General features: G+C 42.0%; 21 protein-coding genes and 2 pseudogenes. 5 read left to right on the top strand and 18 right to left on the bottom strand.

What is annotated here, in order from left to right:
• Positions 1–189 precede the first annotated feature (189 nt).
• The 4 genes from KFE17_13810 to KFE17_13795 are packed head-to-tail and all read right to left on the bottom strand — an operon-like array spanning position 190 to position 3,291.
• Positions 190–744, bottom strand: coding sequence for a sugar O-acetyltransferase (locus KFE17_13810; protein ID QUO33726.1), 555 nt, complete (start codon positions 742–744; stop codon positions 190–192).
• Positions 745–783: 39 nt separating this feature from the next.
• On the bottom strand, positions 784–1,926 hold the full coding sequence (locus KFE17_13805; GenBank protein QUO31873.1) for an amidohydrolase: 1,143 nt from the start codon (positions 1,924–1,926) through the stop codon (positions 784–786).
• A 17-nt stretch (positions 1,927–1,943) separates the two neighbouring features.
• Positions 1,944–2,402, bottom strand: coding sequence for a GNAT family N-acetyltransferase (locus KFE17_13800; GenBank protein QUO33725.1), 459 nt, complete (start codon positions 2,400–2,402; stop codon positions 1,944–1,946).
• Between the two features lie 7 nt (positions 2,403–2,409).
• A complete protein-coding gene (locus KFE17_13795) occupies positions 2,410–3,291 on the bottom strand; it encodes a proline iminopeptidase-family hydrolase (GenBank protein ID QUO31872.1) in 882 nt (293 codons plus the stop codon).
• A 176-nt stretch (positions 3,292–3,467) separates the two neighbouring features.
• On the opposite strand from KFE17_13795, the gene KFE17_13790 reads away from it, so the two are divergent.
• Positions 3,468–4,247 carry a phospholipase gene (locus tag KFE17_13790; protein QUO31871.1) on the top strand — a complete coding sequence of 260 codons (780 nt, stop codon included), beginning with the start codon at positions 3,468–3,470 and terminating at the stop codon, positions 4,245–4,247.
• 19 nt (positions 4,248–4,266) lie between these two features.
• On the opposite strand, the gene KFE17_13785 is transcribed toward KFE17_13790, so the two are convergent.
• The 6 genes from KFE17_13785 to KFE17_13760 all read right to left on the bottom strand — a co-directional run bounded on the left by KFE17_13785 (position 4,267) and on the right by KFE17_13760 (position 12,237).
• Positions 4,267–4,941 carry a transglycosylase domain-containing protein gene (locus KFE17_13785; protein ID QUO31870.1) on the bottom strand — a complete coding sequence of 225 codons (675 nt, stop codon included), beginning with the start codon at positions 4,939–4,941 and terminating at the stop codon, positions 4,267–4,269.
• A 237-nt stretch (positions 4,942–5,178) separates the two neighbouring features.
• On the bottom strand, positions 5,179–5,679 hold the full coding sequence (greA, locus tag KFE17_13780) for a transcription elongation factor GreA (protein ID QUO31869.1): 501 nt from the start codon (positions 5,677–5,679) through the stop codon (positions 5,179–5,181).
• Positions 5,680–5,696: 17 nt separating this feature from the next.
• Positions 5,697–7,598, bottom strand: a complete 1,902-nt coding sequence (locus KFE17_13775) for a DUF4838 domain-containing protein (GenBank protein QUO31868.1) — start codon at positions 7,596–7,598, stop codon at positions 5,697–5,699.
• Between the two features lie 16 nt (positions 7,599–7,614).
• Positions 7,615–8,421, bottom strand: coding sequence for a glycerophosphodiester phosphodiesterase (locus KFE17_13770; GenBank protein QUO31867.1), 807 nt, complete (start codon positions 8,419–8,421; stop codon positions 7,615–7,617).
• A gap of 52 nt (positions 8,422–8,473) precedes the next feature.
• The gene (locus tag KFE17_13765) at positions 8,474–9,490 is read right to left on the bottom strand and encodes an alpha-hydroxy-acid oxidizing protein (GenBank protein ID QUO31866.1); all 1,017 of its coding nucleotides are present in this window, start codon (positions 9,488–9,490) and stop codon (positions 8,474–8,476) included.
• Entirely contained in the window at positions 9,487–12,237 is a 2,751-nt protein-coding gene (locus tag KFE17_13760; GenBank protein QUO31865.1) for a TetM/TetW/TetO/TetS family tetracycline resistance ribosomal protection protein, read from the bottom strand. Before KFE17_13760 ends, KFE17_13765 begins: the two co-directional genes overlap by 4 nt.
• A gap of 203 nt (positions 12,238–12,440) precedes the next feature.
• Between KFE17_13760 and KFE17_13755 the strand changes: the two genes are divergently transcribed.
• The 3 genes from KFE17_13755 (at position 12,441) to KFE17_13745 (ending at position 15,759) form a co-directional block, all read left to right on the top strand.
• Positions 12,441–13,898: an ATP-binding protein gene (locus KFE17_13755; GenBank protein QUO31864.1), complete on the top strand. Its 1,458-nt coding sequence runs from the start codon at positions 12,441–12,443 to the stop codon at positions 13,896–13,898.
• Between the two features lie 403 nt (positions 13,899–14,301).
• Positions 14,302–15,465, top strand: coding sequence for a 2-hydroxyacyl-CoA dehydratase (locus KFE17_13750; GenBank protein QUO31863.1), 1,164 nt, complete (start codon positions 14,302–14,304; stop codon positions 15,463–15,465).
• A 9-nt stretch (positions 15,466–15,474) separates the two neighbouring features.
• Positions 15,475–15,759: a DUF3343 domain-containing protein gene (locus KFE17_13745; protein ID QUO31862.1), complete on the top strand. Its 285-nt coding sequence runs from the start codon at positions 15,475–15,477 to the stop codon at positions 15,757–15,759.
• Positions 15,760–15,910: 151 nt separating this feature from the next.
• Here KFE17_13745 and KFE17_13740 read toward each other — a convergent pair whose 3' ends face one another.
• The 8 genes and pseudogenes from KFE17_13740 to KFE17_13705 form a co-directional block, all read right to left on the bottom strand.
• The gene (locus tag KFE17_13740; GenBank protein QUO31861.1) at positions 15,911–16,108 is read right to left on the bottom strand and encodes a hypothetical protein; all 198 of its coding nucleotides are present in this window, start codon (positions 16,106–16,108) and stop codon (positions 15,911–15,913) included.
• Positions 16,109–16,151: 43 nt separating this feature from the next.
• A complete protein-coding gene (locus KFE17_13735) occupies positions 16,152–16,484 on the bottom strand; it encodes a sulfur reduction protein DsrE (protein QUO31860.1) in 333 nt (110 codons plus the stop codon).
• 47 nt (positions 16,485–16,531) lie between these two features.
• A complete protein-coding gene (locus KFE17_13730; GenBank protein ID QUO31859.1) occupies positions 16,532–16,705 on the bottom strand; it encodes a hypothetical protein in 174 nt (57 codons plus the stop codon).
• Between the two features lie 6 nt (positions 16,706–16,711).
• Positions 16,712–17,203 (bottom strand): hypothetical protein, encoded by a 492-nt coding sequence (locus KFE17_13725; GenBank protein QUO31858.1) that lies wholly within the window; start codon positions 17,201–17,203, stop codon positions 16,712–16,714.
• On the bottom strand, positions 17,203–18,027 hold the full coding sequence (locus KFE17_13720; GenBank protein ID QUO31857.1) for an ABC transporter ATP-binding protein: 825 nt from the start codon (positions 18,025–18,027) through the stop codon (positions 17,203–17,205). Before KFE17_13720 ends, KFE17_13725 begins: the two co-directional genes overlap by 1 nt.
• A 32-nt stretch (positions 18,028–18,059) precedes the next feature.
• A pseudogene (locus KFE17_13715) lies at positions 18,060–18,848 on the bottom strand (hypothetical protein).
• A 3-nt stretch (positions 18,849–18,851) separates the two neighbouring features.
• Positions 18,852–19,994, bottom strand: a pseudogene (locus KFE17_13710) (permease).
• Positions 19,994–20,188, bottom strand: a complete 195-nt coding sequence (locus KFE17_13705; GenBank protein QUO31856.1) for a hypothetical protein — start codon at positions 20,186–20,188, stop codon at positions 19,994–19,996. The pseudogene KFE17_13710 and the gene KFE17_13705 overlap by 1 nt, the downstream one beginning before the upstream one ends.
• A gap of 205 nt (positions 20,189–20,393) precedes the next feature.
• On the opposite strand from KFE17_13705, the gene KFE17_13700 reads away from it, so the two are divergent.
• Positions 20,394–21,101: an ABC transporter permease subunit gene (locus tag KFE17_13700; GenBank protein QUO31855.1), complete on the top strand. Its 708-nt coding sequence runs from the start codon at positions 20,394–20,396 to the stop codon at positions 21,099–21,101.
• Positions 21,102–21,227: the final 126 nt, after the last annotated feature.

The raw sequence follows: 21,227 nt of genomic DNA, 5'->3' as shown, positions 1-21,227 counted from the left end.
TCCCCTAGATACATCTTTTTACAATGTATGTAGTGGAAATAGAGATTATGTTAAAACAGCTCAAATAGCGACGATGGTCAAAAAATATATCGTTCAGCAACCACAAACCATGTGTTTCTGTAAATGCACCTCTCATCTGGATTGTTAACTGCTGATTTGCTCAAATATCTGGCATACTATTTCAAGTTTTTACTTATCCCAACATTTTTCCTTATCTTCTTCGGTAATTGCACGGATCACTCTGCACGGATTCCCCACAGCTACGCTGTCTGATGGAATATCTTTTACAATAACGCTCCCGCCTCCAATCACTACATTACTGCCAATTGTAACACCTGGCATTACTTGTACCCCTGCTCCAAACCAGACATTATTCCCTACATGAATTGGATATGCGTATTCTAATCCCAGATTTCTTCTTTCAAAATCTATTGGATGTCCGGATGTATGAAATCCGCAATTCGGTGCAATAAACACATTATCTCCGAAAACTATGCCTCCCGCATCTAAAATGACTAGGCCGTGATTTGCATAAAAATTCTCTCCCACTGTAATATATCGTCCGTAATCGCACCAGAAATCCGGTTCTATATGTATCTGCTCTCCTGTTTTTCCAAATATTTTTTTAATCAGCGCTCTCCTTCTTTCCATATCTTTTATTGGCAGATGATTGTATTCCTGACATAGCGTTTTACATTCCAGTCTTTCCTGTTCTAGCTCCTTGTCATAATTTGCATCATATATTTTTCCATTTTTTCTTTTTCTGTCATAATATCCTCTTTTCTATATAATGTTTCCGTCAATCAGTACTTTTACGATTCTTGTTGTAGAAATTAATGGTGAACCATCCGCAATAACAATATCAGCATCTTTTCCCACTTCAAGCGATCCTACTCTGTTATCTACTCCGATATGTCTGGCTGGATTAATTGTAATCGCCTTCAATGCATCGAATTCATCCATTCCACTTTGCACTGCAAATCCTGCACAGAGTGCAAGATACTGTTGTGGAATTACCGGCGAATCTGTAATAATTGATACCTGACAGCCTGCTTTTGCAAGAATTCCAGGTGTTTCAAACGATTTATTAATCAATTCTAGTTTCGTTGCATGACCAAATGTAGGCCCAACCGCTACCGGATAGTTTTCTTCTGCAAGTTCTTCTGCAATAAGTGATCCGTCTGTCACATGTTCCAGTGTTAGACGCACATCACATTCTTTCGCTACTCGAATTGCTGAAAAAATATCATCTGCCCGATGTGCATGCGCCTTTAATGGAATTTCTTTTTTCAAAACTGGAATCAGTGCTTCCAGCTTCGGATCATAAACCGGGCGTTTACTGATATCTTCTCCCGCCATTTCCTTTCTCTCCATATAGTCTCTCGCTCTTTTCAGTGTTTCGCGAAGTTTGGAAGCTACATCCATACGGCAAGAACAGGATTTATCACGATAGCAGCGTTTTGGGTTTTCTCCAAATGCACATTTCATGGCAATAGGATTTTTCACAATCATCTTATCTACACGTTTTCCGACTGTTTTTATCGCTACAAACGTGCCTCCCAGTACATTTGCTGATCCTGGGCCTGTAGCAACACAAGTAACTCCACCTTCTGCAGCCATTTTTAATGTAGGATCTTGAGGATAAATGCCATCACAGCCATGCAGTTGAGGGCAGATAATATCTGTCATTTCATTATAGTCATCTCCTTCAAATCCACAAGCATAGTTATCGAGTCCGAGATGACAGTGTGCCTCAACAAATCCCGGATATACCTGTAATCCCTCTGCATCAATGATTTCTGTTTCTTCCGTTACAGAAATATCTCTCCCAATTGCACTGATTTTTCCGTTCTCTACAAGGATATCTCCCTTATAAGCTTCTCTGTTCACTGCATCATGAATTAAACCATTTTTAATACACAGCATATTCTTTCCCTCTCTTTTCATATTTTTTTATAGAAATACACCATATCCCTCAGCACTACCCCCGCCTCAACGATTGGATGGTCATAGTGATCGATAAAAAAGTTCTTTACGCGATGAGATTCTGCATATCCGCAGGATTTGTAAAACGGCACTGTCAGCGGACTGTCCCCCGTACCAACATACAGAACTTTGCAGCACTCTCGGTAACGATTCTCGATCTCTTCTAATATCTTTTTCCCATATCCGCGGCGCTGCAGCTGCTCTTTGACTGCCAGATTTTTTATTTCATATGCCCCTGCACCATACGTCTCTTTCTCCTCTGTCACAACACATACGCCTACAAGCAGATTCTCATCATATGCCGCAAAAAGCATCCCCCGGTCCAGATACTTCATAATCATATCTTCCTGCTCATCAGCCAGCAGAAGGAGTTCCATATAGTCCTGCTTTGAATCTTCAATTTTTTTCAGTTCTATCGCCTGCTTAGTCATTTTCGTTCATCCAATCACGCACAATCTGAATATATTTCTCCGTCTCTTCTACAAAACATGCATGTCTGCTATAGCGGAACAGCTCCCATTTTGCATTCGGGATTCCATCATACATCGTTTTCGCCACAACAGGCGTACATAGATCATTAATTCCGCTAATCACAAGCGCAGGCTCCTTTATATCCCCAAGCTGATCGCGGTATTCAAAATCCCTCAAATTGCCAAGTGGAGTAAATTCATTCGGTCCCCACGCCGTCACATAAGATTCTGAACCGGATTTTTTCTCTCTTGTCAGACATTCCGGTCCTTCCGGATCCGGCGTTCCCGCACAATGGCGCATCATAAATTCTTCATTCGCTTTCAAATATGCTTCATCATCGTAATTTCCTGTTTCCTCTGCATGGGCAATCGCATCCTGCATTTCCTGCGGCATAAAGCGGATCATGCGATGCTGCTCTTCTGCCCATAATTTTGATGAAGGTAATGTACTGGACAGAATCAGACTCTTTACACCTTCCGGTTTCTTGTCACATACATACGAAAGCGCCAGCATTCCACCCCATGACTGTCCAAGCAAATGTACTTCTTTTAAACCCAAATGTTCTCTAAGCGCGATCAGCTCTTCTGTCCATGTTTCCTGATTCCAAAGATCCGGGCGATGGTCTACATAGGAATTTCCGCAGCCAAGCTGATCGTACATGATGAGTGCTCTTCCATCTTCTGCCAGTGAATCCAGTACTTCAAAATAATTATGTGTCGATCCCGGTCCTCCGTGCATCAAAATTAACGGCTTTTTCCCCTCTCTGCATTCTCCCACGATCCGATAGTATGTCTGATAGCCTTTAAATGGCATATATCCTTCTGTAATCTTCAATTCTATTTCCTCCTTCAGCCGCAAAATCTATTCTTATTTTAACATAGGATTCTATACTTATGTACCTGTTTCTTTACAATTCTTTACATATTCATCCGCCACATTGTAATCTCGCTCAGGAAGTGTTAAGATATTCGATAAGACTATAATTCAATAATAATAAAGGCGGCATTTACATGAAACGAAAACAACTTATCACAATAGGCATTGGTATCTTCCTTTTGATAATGATACCGGTATTGATCCATCTGTTGACTCCTTCTAAAGAATCAGATACTTCCAAAGGCGTTGCTCTACTAAAAGAACTGGAAACAAAAGATATCTCCGAAATCGAAAAGAAAATTGCTTCTTTGCAAAATGCTGATAATACTGATGTATCCGAAGACAATACTTCTGCAGATGCAGCTGATATTGATCCGGCTTCCCGGAACTACAAACAGCTCTTTGCCAACAGCGTTATTATGGGCGACTCCATTACCGAAGCCATTAGCGCATATGATTTGCTTCCCCCTTCCAGCGTAATCGCGACAATCGGAGTGAATATGAACACAATGGATTCTCATTATGAAGTTCTCCGGAATCTGTCACCACAGAACATTTTCCTCTCCTATGGCTCCAACGATATTGAGCGGATTGGAGAAAATATGACGGAGTTTAAAAAAGAATACAAAACAATCATTCAAAATATCAAATCGATTCAGCCGGATGCAACAATTTATATGAATTCTATTTTCCCGGTACAGGAAAAGAAAATTGCCTCCTGCTCTTACTACGCTGATATAACCCCTTACAATGCTATCCTCCAGGAACTTTGTGAGGAAGAAGATTTAATCTATCTCGATAATACAAATCTTGTAAAATCAGAATACTTTGAACCGGATGATTACCATTTTACAGCAGACTTCTATCCATTCTGGTTAAACCGGATGGCAGAGTCTGCCGGCTTATCCGACTAAAATCAGAGGAGACGGTAAATTACCTTCTCCCCTGAAATACATCTCCACACCGCTCCATTTTTCTAATAACCTGCTGCTGCCGCTGCCTTGCCAGTTCCGGATTTACAACCGGATTGTAGACAGACGGTGCATTTGGGATCCCCGCCAACATCGTACACTCATCATCATTCATCTGCGCCGGCAGTTTTCCAAAGTAGCCGATACTCGCATCTCCCACGCAGTAATAATTATTTCCAAAAAAGATAGAATTCACATACATTTCTAATATCTGATCTTTTGTAAAGCTCTGCTCCATCTTAAATGCCATAAATAATTCCGCAATCTTTCGCGTTACTTTCTTTTCCTGAGAAAAGTACTGATTTTTCGCAAGCTGCTGTGTGATCGTACTTCCTCCTTCCACCGGAGCCATTGCCTTTATGTCATTTACGAGAGCCCGGCAGGTGGCAATCAGATCGATTCCAAAATGTCTGTAAAATCTCTTATCCTCCACTGCCAAAACTGCCTTTACATACGTTTCCGGCAGATCCTCCAACTTTGTGTAATTCCCAATGGATTGAATTTTCTGTTCCATCTCTTCCATACTCATAGCAGAAAGAGCTGTCTCATACTCCTGATATCCCTTATATCCAAGATAACCGCAGGCAAGCAAGAACAACAGTATCATAAAAGCCAGTAGTTTCTTTAATAATTTCATCTATGCCTTCCTTTTCCGCCGCTGTACATCTGCATCGCAGTCGCCGTCAGCGTCTTAAAATGTCTCCTCTTTGCTTCTATGTCCTTATTATAGCCTCCCTTTTTCTTTACTTCCATTGAATTTCCTTACATTTTCTCACAGAAACCTTACAAATTCGTAACCTGAAACAAAAATCCTGTTTCAAGACTTATCCCCAGTTAATCTGTGATTGTCTTAAAACAGGATTTTATATACGATTTAAAATTTTCTCAATGCGTCAGAATCGTCTGATGTTTTATCTAAAGCACGGATCTGCACATAGTAACCGCCGCTCTCTCCAACTTTTACAAACACTCTGTCTCCGACTTTATGGCCAAGCACAGCCTTACCGATCGGAGATTCTGTACTGATCTTCCCGGCCAGAGAATTTCCTCTTACTGTTGTTACAAGCTTAAATGTTTCTGTTTCATCTTCGTCTTCGAAATAGATTTCTACCGTATTATTCAGTCCCACTTCATCTTCCTTCGATTCGTCAGAAATAATTTCTGCCGTCTTAATCATCCGTTCCAGATACCGTATCCGGCTTTCATTAATATTCTTATCCTTTTTCGCTGCGTGATACTCGAAATTTTCACTCAGATCTCCGTGGGCTCTGGCTTCTTTCACTGCCTCTAACGCTTCTTTGCGAACAACCAGTTTCCGATACTCAATTTCCTCTTTCATCTTCTGAATATCGCTTTTTGTCAATTGATCATGCATATTGATTCTTCTTTCTCTTATTTCTTAAATAGTGGATCCAAATGCCGTATAAACCAGTAAACATCAAATCCGCCCTGCCATCTCGTCTCGCTCACACCAAGATATATTTTCAGACGTTCATAGGCCGCCTTTGCTTTCTCTTCCTTTCCCCTTCTTCGCTCCAGCATTGCCTGCATATACAGTTCCGCTGCCTGTCCGTGGCTTAACAGATATTCATAGGATACCTGATCTGTGCCTGTTGCCTGCTGCATAAAATGTTCCAGCCGCGGCCGCATTTCTTCGGTCAGGCGTATTCCAGCCTCCAGTTTTTCCGCTGCCAGAGGATCTTCCCCTGCCCGGTCGCTCTCCGGCTGTTCTTCATAAGAAAGGCGGGACAGTTTTTCTACATAAGAGCGGATCTCCTCCCCATGCTCTCCGTAGGCAAGCTGAAAATACTTATCCACAAGTTCACCAAAATCCTGTTCTTTTTTCCACAAAGTCTCCGAAAGAATAAACATCCCCAGTCCGGTCGGTGCAAATGCCCTTGTTTCCTGGCAGCTCATATAGCCATTTAATCCAATTTCTTCCAGATTCCGAATATCCTGCCAGAGCACTCTTGCTTCGTAGAAATCACCCCAGTCACGGAAAAGATTCCACATATAATGATAATCATAAATAAAGCTGTCTCCGCCAAAGACCTGTTTCCAACCATTTAAAAATGCAAGGTTTTCCTCCACAGCATCCGGCATTTTACAATGATTCAGGGAAAACTCCGGTATCTTTGCATCTGTTTCTGTCGGCAGTGCCTGTTTGTAAGAACGGGAAATCGGTGCAAACATAAAGAGAAAACGGTCTTCATTCTGGATTCTTGCTTCCTTTGGCGGCCAGAGCAGATCACAGTAACTGAGAAATACAATTTTTGTCTCAAGCCCTTTCTCTGTCATTTTCTCATCTACCAAATTCAGCATCTCCACATACCAGTCTGCCGGAAGCCTGCGGCGGCAATCTTCACATTCACAGCTGTTATTGCTGGCATCTGCAAGCCAGAAATGCATTACATCCACGCCCGGATTTTTCTCTAAATATTCAATAACCACATTTGCAATGCGCTCCCGCACTTCCGGCTTGGAATAGCACAAATGGGTATTTAATGCAATCCCGCCAAAAAGTTTCCGTTCCCCGCTTACTTCTGCAAGCCAGCTTCGAAATTCTTCCGGTACAATGGAAATATCATCTTCATCCCAGCCAAGTCCCTGAACCTGCACTGCCGCCGTTGTGATGCCATGGCCGGCTGCGTGCCAGAGGAGTCCTCTTAACTTCATCTGTTCCGATACCGTCTCTCTGATGAACCGTTCCGCTTCTTCCACCGAAGGAACTTCCTCCGGTACTGCATGCGGATTATTGCGATGTTCATACCAGGAACGGAAAAATTCATATGGAACAAAAAACTGTGTAAAATAAGAATTCATTCCTGCTTTCGGAAGCCAGTCAATCATTTCCAGTACATTTTCATAGGAAACCGCTCCTTCAATACAGATTCCCCGATGACGGTAAGACGGAAGTTCCCGCAGATTGACATGGTGCTCACGCAAATACTGCGGCGCTTTTTCCCCAAAGATTCCCGGTCGCAGAAAACTAAAACCAATCTCTTTTAAAAAACGATATACCCCAAGAAGTACACTCCGCTCATTTACACCGCGGATGTAGCCGGAAAGATTATCAATACAGATTTCATAACCATCATCTAATTTCTCGTTCTCTACCTCAAATTCGTCTGACACTTCTAACACAATTTCTTTTAGAAAATAATCCGGCGTGTGATATGGCAGAATACTAACCTGCACCCACAATTTTTCCAGATATTTTTTTAATTCAGAAGCCGCAAACTGCAGTATCTGACTCTCCTTTTCATATAGCACAGTTATCATTGTTTTATTCATTTTTTATTCCTTTCTGCTATTTTTCCGGTGTAAATCCCTCAAAAATAAAATACTGAAAATAAGGCTTTGCCGCCTCTAACTGCTCCTGGCTTCGGATTGTCCATGCCACCGCCGGACACTGAAAAACCCTTCGGCAAAGTTCTTTTGCAACTGCCCGCGGGGTTCTTCTGTCATAGGCGATAAAATCCGGTTTCGTCAGAAAATTAAACAACAAGTTCTCAAGCGCCCAGTGAAGCGGGTTTTCCCATCCTTCTATCTTGCGATAATTCATGGCAAGCTGTCCCCGCATTACTTCCGGCCGGTGTTTTCGATACCAGAAAAGAACTTGGGGATGAAAAGATTCCACACAGTAATACCCTTTATAATTTTTCAAAAGCTGATCTGCTTTTTCGCAGATGGCACTGCCCTGTTTGTATTTCAATTCTACGATCAGCGGAACTTTTCCGTCCACAAGCTTTAGAACATCTTCCAAAAGCGGGATTCTTTCCCCGGACTCGAACAGAGGGATCTCCTGCAATTCTTCATATGTAAAATGATCTACTTTTTCACGGATTCCCGCAACTCTTTTCAAATCCATATCGTGGGTAACAATAACTTTTCCATCTCTTGTCAACTGGATATCCATTTCAATCCCATATCCGGCATCCACTGCTCTTTGAAATGCTTTTAACGTATTCTCCGGACAGCCATTATGATTCTCATGGAGTCCCCGGTGCGCATAGTATACATCCGGCAATGATGCTTTTCCCATTTTCCTTCCCGGAATAATTGCCAGTACATATGCTGATACTGCCCCTAAAGCTGTATAGAATATCCCTTTCATAGTCCGCGCCTCCAGTCTTGCTTTTTCGCATCTTACTTTATACTATCGTATTCTATCTTATCATATCCGGTGAAATCTCATAAAGTGCATGGGCGCCGCACATTGCCATTGTATCTTCCAGTTCTGCACCGATTTTCTCCACATATGCTTTGACCCCCTCTTCTTCCGCACCGTACACGGCTGTTACAAATGGTCTTGCAATGATTACCGCATCTGCACCGAGAGCTAATGCCTTAAATACATCCGTACCGGACCGGATTCCTCCGTCCACAAAGATTTTCATGGAATCCCCAACAGCTGTCTTGATCTCGCGGAGCACTTCTGCCGTAGCCGGACACTGATCCAGAACTCTTCCGCCATGATTCGATACTACGATAGCTGCCGCTCCTGCTTCTTTTGCCTTAAGAGCGCCTTTGACAGTCATAATTCCCTTAACGATAAATGGAGTTGTTCCACAGCCTCTGATTACCTCAGCAAGTTCCTCCACTGTCTTTCTTCCTGCCGGAGGATTCATATTCTTTAAAAATGGAAGACCTGCCGCATCCACATCCATTGCTACCGCAAATGCTCCGGCTTCCTTTACTAATTTCATTTTTTCTTCAATGGTTTCCAGATTCCATGGTTTTATTGTCGGAATCCCTTTGCCTTCCACACTGCTAATTGCTTTTGCGGCTGCTTTCATAACTTCCGGATCTACCCCGTCACCGGTAAACGCCGCAATTCCATTTTCTGCACAGGCAGATACGAGAATGTCATTATACGTTGCATCCGTATGTTTGTCTCCATAGTGAAGCTTCACAGCTCCGACCGGACCTGCAAAAAATGGATAACGAAACTTCTGTCCGAACAGTTCCAGACTTGTATCTACCGGTGTATTCTCTGTAATTGTATCCATATTGACACGGATTTCCTGCCATTTATCATAATTACGTATCGCTGTGTCTCCAACACCTTTCGCCCCCGGTCCCGGCATCTGATTTCTGCATGCTTTTCCATTGCACACTGGGCATGCCTTACAGTACGGTCCGATATTTCCCTTTGCTTTTTCTATTACTTCCTGAAATGTCATAACTTCTTCTCCTCCTTCTTCCCTAAACGGATTTCCTCCATATATTCACTCAGATCTTCATCCAGATAATTAAACAGGTAGTTTCCATTCTTCTGCCGTTTTTCTGCAATTTCTTCCTGAATCTGAGCGTTCGCAATCTCAATTTCTGTTCGCAGTTCCCTCGACGACAGAAGTGAAGCTCCCTGCCCCCGGATAATAATCTGCTCAAGCCCGTCAGAAGTTGCCACTGTCACTTTATATTTACGGCCGATGTCATGGACAACTTTCTCGATATATTGGTCTGCCGTCTCCGCTTCTTTTGTATAAACAACATCAAGATTGTGATAATGTACCACATCACCCTGATACCCTTCCTGCTTATAGGCATCAAATACGATGATGACATTGCATTTTTTGTATCCTTGATAATTCGACATAATATCCATCAGCTTCGTTCTGGCTCCATCCAGATTCACCGCTGCAAGTTCTTTCAGATCTTCCCATGCATGAATTACATTATAGCCATCCACAAGCAGATAATAATCATAGATTTCCTCCCGCACCGGCTTCGGCTTCGTAAAACTTTTCCCGGTAATCCCGCCTGGCACTACATATTTCGGTCGGCGTTCTCCATAAGTTTTCTTAAAAATCTCTTCCAGCTCTTTTTCTTCCTGCCAGCTTCCATAGCCGGCAAAAGCGCTTCCGGAAACAGATCCCTCGTCCGCTGTATCTCCACTCGCAGAGATTTCAGTCTCACTTTGTTCCATTGCTGCCCTCTGTCGCTGCCACTTTCCCATTTGCGATTCGATATGCATATGTTCTTCCACTTCATTCCACGGCACATAATATCCGGCTCCATGAGCACAGAACACCGAACCGGTTGGATTTTCTGTATCCTGCTCTGCATCATATCCCATCGATGCCAATACCTCTTCTGTATTATGGCATGGTCTGTATTCTCCCGGTGTGCAGAAGATCCGTCCCCGGCCTCTTGTATAGGACGTTACTTCCCTCGGATAATCTCTCATCTCAGATACCGGTGCACTTCCGGTCAAAACAGTCATTTCTCCTTCCGTCTGTGCCGGTTCAAATGTACCTCCCATCCGCTGTATATCCGTCATTGCCCTTCCGATTAGATCCGGCGGAAGTTCCAGACGAAATGCATAATACGGTTCCAGAAGCACACTCTCATTTCTCTTCAGTCCATGACGGACCGCTCTGTACGTTGCCTGACGGAAGTCTCCCCCTTCTGTATGCTTTAAGTGGGCTCTTCCTGCCGCCAGAGTAATTTTCATATCCGTGATCGGAGCTCCCGACAGCACCCCCGGATGCTCGCGTTCTCCCAGATGCGTCAGAATCAATCTCTGCCAGTTCCGATCAAGTACATCTTCACTGCAGATCGTATCAAATACAAGACCGCTGCCTGGTTCTCCCGGCTCCAATATCAAATGTACTTCCGCATAGTGTCTTAACGGCTCAAAATGCCCTACTCCCTCGGAACGTTTTGTAATTGTTTCCTTATATACAATACTTCCCGTTCCAAATTCTACTTCCACACCGTACCGCTCTCGAATCAGACTTTTTAGAATTTCAATCTGAATTTCTCCCATTACTTGAACATGGATTTCGCCAAGATGTTCATTCCACACAATATGAAGTTCCGGTTCTTCCTCTTCTAACCTCTTCATTTTCAAAAGCATCTCGTGCACATTCGTCCCTTCCGGAAGTATCAGCCCATAAGTAAGCACCGGTTGAAGTACCGGCTGCGCAGAAGCGGCTTCTATTCCAAGTCCCTGTCCCGGATAGGTTCTTGTAAGTCCGGTAACAGCGCAGACCTCTCCTGCTGCTATTTCTTTCACGGTATCATATTTTGTTCCGGAATAAATGCGAATCTGATCCGCTTTCTCTTCCCAGATTTCATCTGCCATCTGACTTTCCGAAGATCGATTCGTAAGCAATTCTTTTACCTTTAAGCTCCCCCCGGTCAGCTTCATGTAAGTCAAACGGTTGCCCTGTTCATCTCTGGCAATCTTAAATACCTTCGCCCCAAACTGCTCCGGATAACTTTTGCCTGCAGTATATATTTCCAGACCTTTCTGAAATTCTTCCACACCCGACATTTTCAACGCAGATCCAAAGTAACACGGAAATACCTTCCGCTCAATAATCAGTTGTATGATCTCTTTATCCCGTACATCTCCGCTCTCCAAATAAGATTCCAACACATCCTCATCGGTCATAGCAATCTGCTCAAGCATGTCTTCTTTCTCTCCGAGAAAATCAATACAGCCCTCGTCTAAACGTTTTTTCAGCTCTTCCAAAATCCTTTCCCGGTCTGTTCCCGGCTGATCCATCTTATTGATAAATAAGAATGTCGGAATCCGATATCGCTTAAGCAATTTCCAGAGTGTCTGCGTATGTCCCTGAACACCGTCTGCTCCATTAATCACAAGAACAGCATAGTCAAGTACCTGCAGCGTCCGCTCCATCTCTGCCGAAAAATCCACATGCCCCGGCGTATCCAACAGTGTCACCTGCATCTTCCCCATTGTAAGCTCTGCCTGTTTCGAGAAAATTGTAATTCCCCGCTCACGTTCCAGTACAAAATTATCAAGAAAAGCATCTCCATGATCTACTCGTCCGGCCTTTCTGATCGCTCCGTTCAAATAAAGAAGCGCCTCCGATAAGGTTGTTTTTCCTGCATCGACATGAGCCAACAGACCAACACATATATGTTTTTTCGTTTTTTCAGGCTTCTGTCCGCCCATAAAAACGCCTCCCTTCACTACTGCATAATACTGAATTATATCATAAAAGGAGGCGATAGTCGAGATACCCTGTTGGAATAAGCTATGGCGTTTGAAATATATTTTAGAGAATACGCCCCTTGATTTTTTCTTCTTTTATAAGTATAATAATATCAAATCACGATTTAGTAAATCACGATTAGATATTTTAGGGGGGTGACTTTATGTTCATCGGAAGAGAAAAGGAACTAAAATTCCTGCAAGATAAATACGATGAAAAGAAAGGTCAGCTGATTGTTTTATACGGCAGAAGGCGTGTAGGCAAAACGGAAACGCTTAGGGAATTTTGCAAACACAAACCACATATTTTCTACTCCTGTACGCAAAGTACGGACAGAGTGCAGCTTGCAAAATTTTCAAAGCAAATTTTACGGGAGGATATTCCGGCCAAACAATATATATCTGAATTTGCTGATTGGGAGAAAGCGTTTCGCTCGATCCTCGATCTGCCATACAGAGAGAAGAAAAAGCTAATTGTAATCGACGAATTTCCATATATGTGCAAAGGAAATCCGAGTATCCCATCTATTCTGCAAAACCTCTGGGATACAGATCTGAAAGATAGTAATGTAATGATCATCCTCTGTGGCAGCGCAATGAGTTTTATTGAAAAAGAATTACTTGCAGAAAAAAATCCGCTATATGGCAGAGCAACAGGTATTTACAAAATGAATAAAATGGGATTTTACGATGCTGCTCGTTTTTTCCCAAATTACTCGGAAAAAGATAAGATACTTGCTTATGCCGTACTTGGTGGTATTCCTCACTATCTCAATCAGTTCAACCCTGACCTTGACCTTGCCGAAAACATCAAACGCAATATTCTTACCAAAGGCTCGGTACTTTATAGTGAAGTAGACTTTTTGCTCCATCAGGAACTCAGAGAAACTCCAATCTATAATTCCATTATTGAAGCTGTTGCTCTGGGCAATACAAAACTGAATGATATTAGCCAAAAATCGCTTGTGGAAGACACTTCAAAAACAAGTGTCTATCTAAAAAACCTAATAGAACTTGGCATTGTCGAGCGCGAATTTTCTGTTGATCTGGGGACGAAAGAAAAGGCAAACACAAATCGAGGAACTTACCGTTTAACCGATAATTTTTTCCGTTTTTGGTATGCTTTCGGCTTTGCGAATCTATCCCAGCTTGAAGATGGGGATGTGGACGGTGTTTATGAATATCTTGTAGAACCCGCATTACACGAGTTTACTTCATTATCGTTTGAAGATGTTTGCAAAGAATTTGTGCGTGAACTGCAAAAGAAAAATGCCTTGCCATTTCGTTATGCCAAAATGGGACGCTGGACAGGGAAAACGACCGTTCGTGATAAAAACGCGGAAAGCGGATTAAGAATAGCAGAAACAGAGATTGACTTACTGGGCATCGGAAGGGACGCAAAAGAATATTTCGTGGGAGAATGTAAATTCAAACACAGCCCGTTTGATTACTCTGAATATCTCGACACCTTAGCAAAATTAACTCCACAAAAAGCAAAAGCAAAATTCTATTACGCCTTATTTTCTGAATCCGGTTTTGATAAGAAAATCGAAATAGAAGCCGAAAACTCAGATACCATCTATCTCTACGATCTTAAAACGATTGTAAACTATAATAAATAGCAATTCTGTAAGAATAATCAGTGATACAACCAAATATGGGGACTATAACCCCGATAAATCACACTCATTCTGAGTAAACAAAGGCGCAGGACCTTAGAGATACACTCCACCACCCTGCGCCTCTTTTGTCATTTTCCTGTACTGCAGCATAATATTCCACTTTAACATCCTCCGTTTCTTTTTACATTTTTCTATATTGCACCATAGTTTAACATGTCAACACACTTTCTTTATGATACTTCTTTCAATACTTTTACGATAATGAATGTATCCTTTTTTAATATTTATTGCTTTTCTCTATTAAAAGCTATCATTTATCATATCTTTCAATGACCACTGTATAAATCTTCGTATTATAATAAATCTATATTTGCAATGAATGAAACACAAAAGGAGAACAACTATGCCAGAATTAAATTTACCGGAAGATTTTGAAACATTCCCGGAAGCTCGAAAGAAATCATTTCTTCGTTTAAAAGAACTAAAAGATCAGGGACGACGCATTGTCGGTACTTTCTGCACCTACACTCCGTCAGAACTTGTTACTGCTGCAGATGCTATCGCCGTAGGGCTTTGCGGTATCAGTGAAGAACTGATTCCTCCGGCTGAAACAAGACTTCCAAAGAACCTCTGTCCACTGATTAAGTCAAGCTACGGCGGCGCTCTCTCCGGAAAATGTCCGTTTTTCTATTTTTCCGATATGATCCTTGCCGAAACAACGTGCGACGGCAAAAAGAAAATGTACGAATTGCTCGGAGAGCTAAAGCACACTCATGTCATGCAGCTTCCACCTGGAAGTACCGGTGTCAAAGCACTGGAATTCTGGAAAGCAGAGGTTGTTGATATCAAAGAAGAATTTGAGCGTTTTTATGGAATTGAGATTACAGATGAGAAGATCCGTGAAGCAATCAAACTGAGGAATCGAGAGCGAAAAGCCGTCCTCGACTTTTTTGAGGTCGGACGTCTGAAACCTTCTCCGGTCAGCGGTTATGAGATCAATACAATCATTTCTTCTAACGATTACAATTATGATATCGAAGGAAAGATTGCATATCTGGAAAAACGTACTGCCGAACTGAAGGATCTGTACGAAAAAGAATATAAAGGCAAACCATCCCGCCCGCGTATCCTCATTACCGGATGTCCGACAACCGGTGTTATGGATAAGGTTATCAAGCGAATCGAAGAGCTCGGCGCCGATGTTGTTGGATTCGAAAACTGCTGTGGTCCGCGTGAGAAAAAAGATCCGGTTAATGAAACAAAAGATCCAATTACCGCGATTGCAGAAAAATATCTCCGCGTCAACTGTTCTGTTATGAGCCCGAATCCGGGGCGTCTTGATGCCCTTGGCACACAGATTGATGAATATCAGGTAGACGGCGTTGTGGAAGTACTTCTTCACGCCTGCCATACATTTGCAATTGAGGCAGACACAATCAAGCGCTATGTAACAACTGAGAAGCAGCTTCCTTATATGGCTATCAATACCGACTATTCTCCTGCCGATCAGGCACAGATTGACACAAGACTTGGCGCTTTCATTGAATTGCTCGGTGCACAGTGCTAACCGGAAAGTGTGCATCAAATGGACTATTACCACATTTTAGCTTTTGAAAACACACGGGATGCCATGACAGCGCTCTCCCTGTCAAGAGAGCAGATCCGCGCTCTCATCATGCCGATTCCTTCTGATATCAGCAGTGGATGCGGTTTGGCGCTGCGTTTCCCTGACAGTACCGAAGAACAGATTCTGTCTTTCTGTCAGAAACTGAATTTCCCTTGTACGTTATACAAAATGGTCACTGCCAAAGTCAATGGCAGACGCGCTGTGACAAAGCTTTTTCAGCAACAACATTCTTAATATCTATAGGTGCATTTGCAAATAAATCCTCTCTCCGGATTTTCTTTGCAAAACTACATAGCAAAACCGCCGGAAAACAGCTATTTTCGTCTGTCTTCCGGCGGTTTATCTCATTCCACTCTAGGGATCCGTTTTAAAATTCCCTCAAATTTTATGCAATACGTTCTGCTTCGAATCCCATTTCTTTCAGAATATCCATTGTCACTTCCATACAATGATCGCAGTCACAAATAGATACTTTCTTGCCTTCAAAATCAACTTCATGCTTAATTGCCGCATCTTCTAATGCTGCGTCAATTTTCTTTGCACATTCTGGACAGCAAAGTCCCGGTACGCTTAATACTCTCATCTTACAATCTCCTTATCATTTGAATTGATATGTTTCACTGATTCTACAACGTAATAACCTGATCTACATTTGCAGGTGCAAGTGCTGCATAAACATTCGGGAAACATCCGATTCCTGCCGGTGCCACAAGTTTATCAGCAATATCTCTCTGATAGCAGCAGCGGTCACATGCCATAAGAAGCATGCCTGTCTTCTCGCTGAGCGCCTGCAGTCTTGCTCCGATATCAGATCCTTCCACCAACATATAAGTATTGTCAAAGAAGAACATCATTCCGGCTACTTCTACGCCATGTCTTCCTTCTTCCAACTGCGGAATAATCATCGTCTCAAGAATCTCTCTCGCATGTTCTGATTCAAATAAATAAGCTACTTTCATTGTTGTAATCCTCCTCCGTTTGCTGTGCCATTCCCCTTCAAATTGCTTTATATTGCCTTTGCCAGCAGCCGTTTCAAATCATCCGCACTCGCTTCTGTGTGAAAGATTTCATATGCTTCTTTTACGGCTCTGTCAATATCAGCCTTAATTACCAGTTCCGGATCTAATTCCATATCCGCAACATATTGATCGAATTCTGCACCACTGCAGAAAAAGTTCATAACATTTCAGCAGGAGCCTGCCCAGTTTGACATTTCTCCAAGCGGAAATGTCAATGCATGAAGTTCTTTTGGAGAATACTCTGCCACCTTACCGTCTGTGATCTTTACAAAAACCGGTTCCCCGCTGACTGCGCTGACTGAATGAACTTCTGTGTCCTGATGAAATGTAAATGCAGCTCCAATTGCGTCAATTGCACACATAGCAGTAAAAGTTCTTCCATCTGCAAGTGTTACTCTGTGATTTGTTGGAAGAGCCGACACAGGATAAATGAAGTTTACCTTTGTTCCGTCAAGCACCATTCCGTCCTCTTCCAGTAACTTCTCACAAATTTCTTTATATTCTTTTCCACTCATTTGAAGCTTGCCAAGTACCGCAACTCTATCTTCTTCCAGATCAAATGCTCTGCCGTTATTTACTGTTTCATTAATAATTGCAAGTCGAAGTGCATTCTCCCGCTCTGTAAATTTCTCATGTACGTTTTTAATCTTCTGTGCCATTATTTTCCACTTTCCACTCCCTGTATAAATTCCATTAAATCCTTATCATCATCTGTGTAAACCTCTCCATTTAACGCAGATTTCAGCACAGTCGTTAATTGGTCTACATAGTCATGATATTTTGGATTCGTACGATCACGCGGTCTCGGCAGGTCAATCTTAATATCTGCCAGTATTTTCCCGTGATTTCGTGACATCACAACGACCCGGTCACTCAGATAAATAGACTCATCCACATCGTGAGTTACCATAAGTGCTGTCGTCTTTTTCTTTTGTAAAATACTTTCCAGCTGCATCTGGAGCATCTGTCTCATCTGGAAATCTACCGCTCCAAGCGGCTCATCCATTAAAAGTACCTGCGGATCACAGGCAATTGCACGAAGAAGCGCAACCCTCTGCTTCATACCACCGGAAAGTTCATGTATATAGTGATTCTCATACTCTGTAAGCTGAGCCATCTCTAATAACTCTTTCAGCGTCTGTTTGCGCTGTTCCTTCGGAACTTTCATTTTTTTCATTGGATATTCAATGTTTTCTCCAACTTTCAGCCACGGAAATAATGCATAATTCTGAAACATAAATGCACGATCTGTCCCAGGCTTGCTGACTTCTTTTCCATTTACAATAATTTTTCCATCATCCGGCTTTTGGAATCCGGCAATAATTGTCAATGTTGTTGTCTTTCCACATCCGGAAGGACCAAGCAGAGAAACAAATTCTCCCTCTCCCACCTCAAAAGAAACATCCTTCAATACCTGCGCCGGCTCTTCCGGTTTTCTCTTGTTTTTAAATGTTTTTGAAATATGTTCTACTGAAATAGACATCTCTTTCCTCTCCTCTGTACCTATATCTTTGTTTACTGCCTCAATTCTAACGGTAAAAACTCTATCTGCTTGTCCTGAATCCATTCCTTCTGCACTCCAAGTTTTTCTGCCAGATATTCCGGTTGATTTAATTTCTCTACTGCCTGGTTATAACTGATCACAAAGTCTTCAAATGCTTTTGTTTTTGCAAATTCTTTCTCTACTACAAGCACATAGGAAATATAGTCATGGGCTGAAAGCGGTTTGTTCCGGTACTGCGGTACTTTTGCCGCCTTCGTCACATCCTGAATTACTGCATCCACCTGTCCATCTTCTAATGTATAAAGAATGCCTTTCTGGGTTACATCCTGAAAACTCTCGATCTGTGGATACGTTTCCTGTGCCACCTGTTTTTCCTGTTCCCTTCCCTGACTGATTCCGACTGTTTTTACCTTCTCCCATTCATTTTTATAACTGATTACTTCTGCATTCATAATTGCAGGACCATAGATTTCCACATGTTCATTCTGCTCCACGGTATGTACGGCAACATGCTGACAATAAAATGCAAGATTAATTTCTTTCGCACTCAGTGCCCACTGAGCAAGATTGCTTCAGCAATCCTGAAACGATGAGCTTTCCAGTGAATCCTTGATTTCATACGTTTCACTCAGAAACTCTACCGTTTCTTTCATTAGCACACCTGACAGATCGTCACCTGCGCCAATTCTAATCTCAGCATTCTCGTTCATTGCCTTCTCTTTTGGAAACCCAAAACTAATCAGGAAACCTACAACAATAAATCCAATAATAAAAATGACAACTTTTTTCTGAATACTCATGAATTATGCTTTCTTCATCTTTCTCCGAAGATATCTGTATAATGCAACAACTGCATATGCGATGATAATTCCGCTGCAAATCCAATTTGCCCAGGCAGGAAGCTCAATCATCAGTTTATTCGCCTGCTTAATTGTGTTAGATGTTCTGTCGAAATCCAACACCGGTTTAAATCCCGGCATCAATAATTTGTTCGCAATATAACCGGAAATAAATCCCAATGCTACTATCATTGAAAAATACATTGCGCTGGCTCTTTTTCCGATCATCTTTGTGATCGTAAGAAGTTCCGGCACGTTCGTACCTGCTCCAGCCATCAGGTACATGATTGATATACCTGGTGCAGCTCCACTGGCTACCAGAGCTGCAATAAACGGTATATGGCCTACCGCTCAAACATACATAAATGTTGAGACAACAGCAATTCCGAATAAAGAAATCACTCCCGGCTGACCGAGATAATCATGAATAAATGACTGTGGGACAATGGTAAATAAAAATCCTGCAATCAACATTCCTGTAACACTGTACTTACTGATGGTGACTGCAAGTTCTGTCGCTGACCAACGCAGACCGCTTTTAATTTTCTCCCAGAAGGACGGTTCTTCAAACTCCAGCTGAATCATACCGCCTCCTTCGGAGTCTTCTTCATCGGTTTCAAGCTTAACAGAAACTTCCGATCCGCCATATTTTTTATTGCGCAGACCAATATGTAATTCATCTCCGCCAAAACGATTCGCAATCATTCCGATGAGCATTGGTCCTACAAATCCTGAAATTACATATATAATTGTAATTTCTTTTCCCAAAAGCCCCCATGACAGCAACACCGCCAATGGGTTGATGACCGGCGTACTTGTCATAAAGGTTAATGTGGGACCAAGATAGGCTCCGCTGTAGTACATACTGATTCCCAATGGAATCGTTCCGCAACTGCAGATCGGAAGCAACATTCCGGTTACCGTTGTCCAGAATACCCCTCTCACTTTCGTAGAACCAATTGCTGTCTTCTGCAAATTCTCAGGCTTAATAAACTCGTGCAGCAACCCTGCAACGATAAAGCTGAAAACAACCCAGGCAGAAGAACTGTTCAGCATCGACCAGGCCGACTGGATAATGCTGTACAAAAAGTCCAATACCTCTCTCATTATAGTTTTAAAGCCTCCTCAAATGCGTTTCGCACAGCTTGTTTTGTCAGCTTCGTTACTGCTTTTTTCTCATTGATTACAAGCATACTCTTAGAAACTGAACCATACTTTTTAATATAATCGAAGTCTGTACCTGCGCGATATATTTTTACATGTACTCTGCCTTCATATTCTTTCTCTAAAACTTGAACCAAGTCCCCGAATACTTCGCATCACGCACATACACTGATATACTCGATACATGGCTTTTCCACTTTTACACCTCCCTATAATATCTATATATCTTCCTAATTATAACGGAGTTCTAAATTCTTTTCTTGTTTTATTAAAAAACCTAATATATTAATATTCATTTATTTTTGTTATGAATATTTATATCTTCTTACAAATAAATCTGCTATGATTTTTTTGAATTATTACAATTTATTCATATCTATTCATCAAGGGGGTGAGGTTTTGAGTGAAAACAAACAAGTAGATCGTATGATCCACGCCACCAAAATGAAAGATCGGCAAAATTGGCGAAAAATGGGCGGCAAAAACTATAATGTCGGAGCAATCATTTCTCTTATTATTATTGCAATCGTCTGGTATGTTGCTGCACACATCGTAGATTCTCCATTTACATTCCCGTATTTAGAGACCGTATTACATGATGTCGTTTATTCTCTATCTGATTTATACGTTCTTAAAAATCTCGGAATTACGATGCGCCGAGTTCTGACCGGTTCCTTATATGCTTTCATTATTGGTTTTCCTTTAGGAATGATTATGGGATATTCTCCTAAAATTTTGCAGGCAATGTCTCCATTTATCAACTCCTTAAGACAAGTTCCAATTATGGCGTGGGTTCCTTTATCTATTGTATGGCTTGGTATCGGTGATGGTCCAACAATTTTCCTGATCGCATTTAGCGGTATTTTTACAATTATTTTAAATACCGTTGCAGGTGTACAGGATATCAGCAAGGATTTCTATAATGCCGCGCGATCAATGGGAGCAGGAACATTAAGCATTATAAAAGATATTGTTATTCCGGGCTCTCTTCCTGGAGTGCTGACCGGAATTCGACTGGCAATCGGACTTGGATGGATGTCTGTTATATGAGCGGAGTTCATTGCGACAAGTGCCGGGTTCGGTTACATAATGGTGGAAGCTCAGGGCCGTTTACAGACTTCAACAGTTATCGCATATATGATAATTGCCGGTCTGATTGGTTTCCTGATCGACACT

It is taken from the genome of Faecalicatena sp. Marseille-Q4148, from assembly GCA_018228665.1.
Taxonomy (GTDB): domain Bacteria; phylum Bacillota; class Clostridia; order Lachnospirales; family Lachnospiraceae; genus UBA9414.
This window is presented reverse-complemented; position numbering and strand designations above follow the sequence as displayed.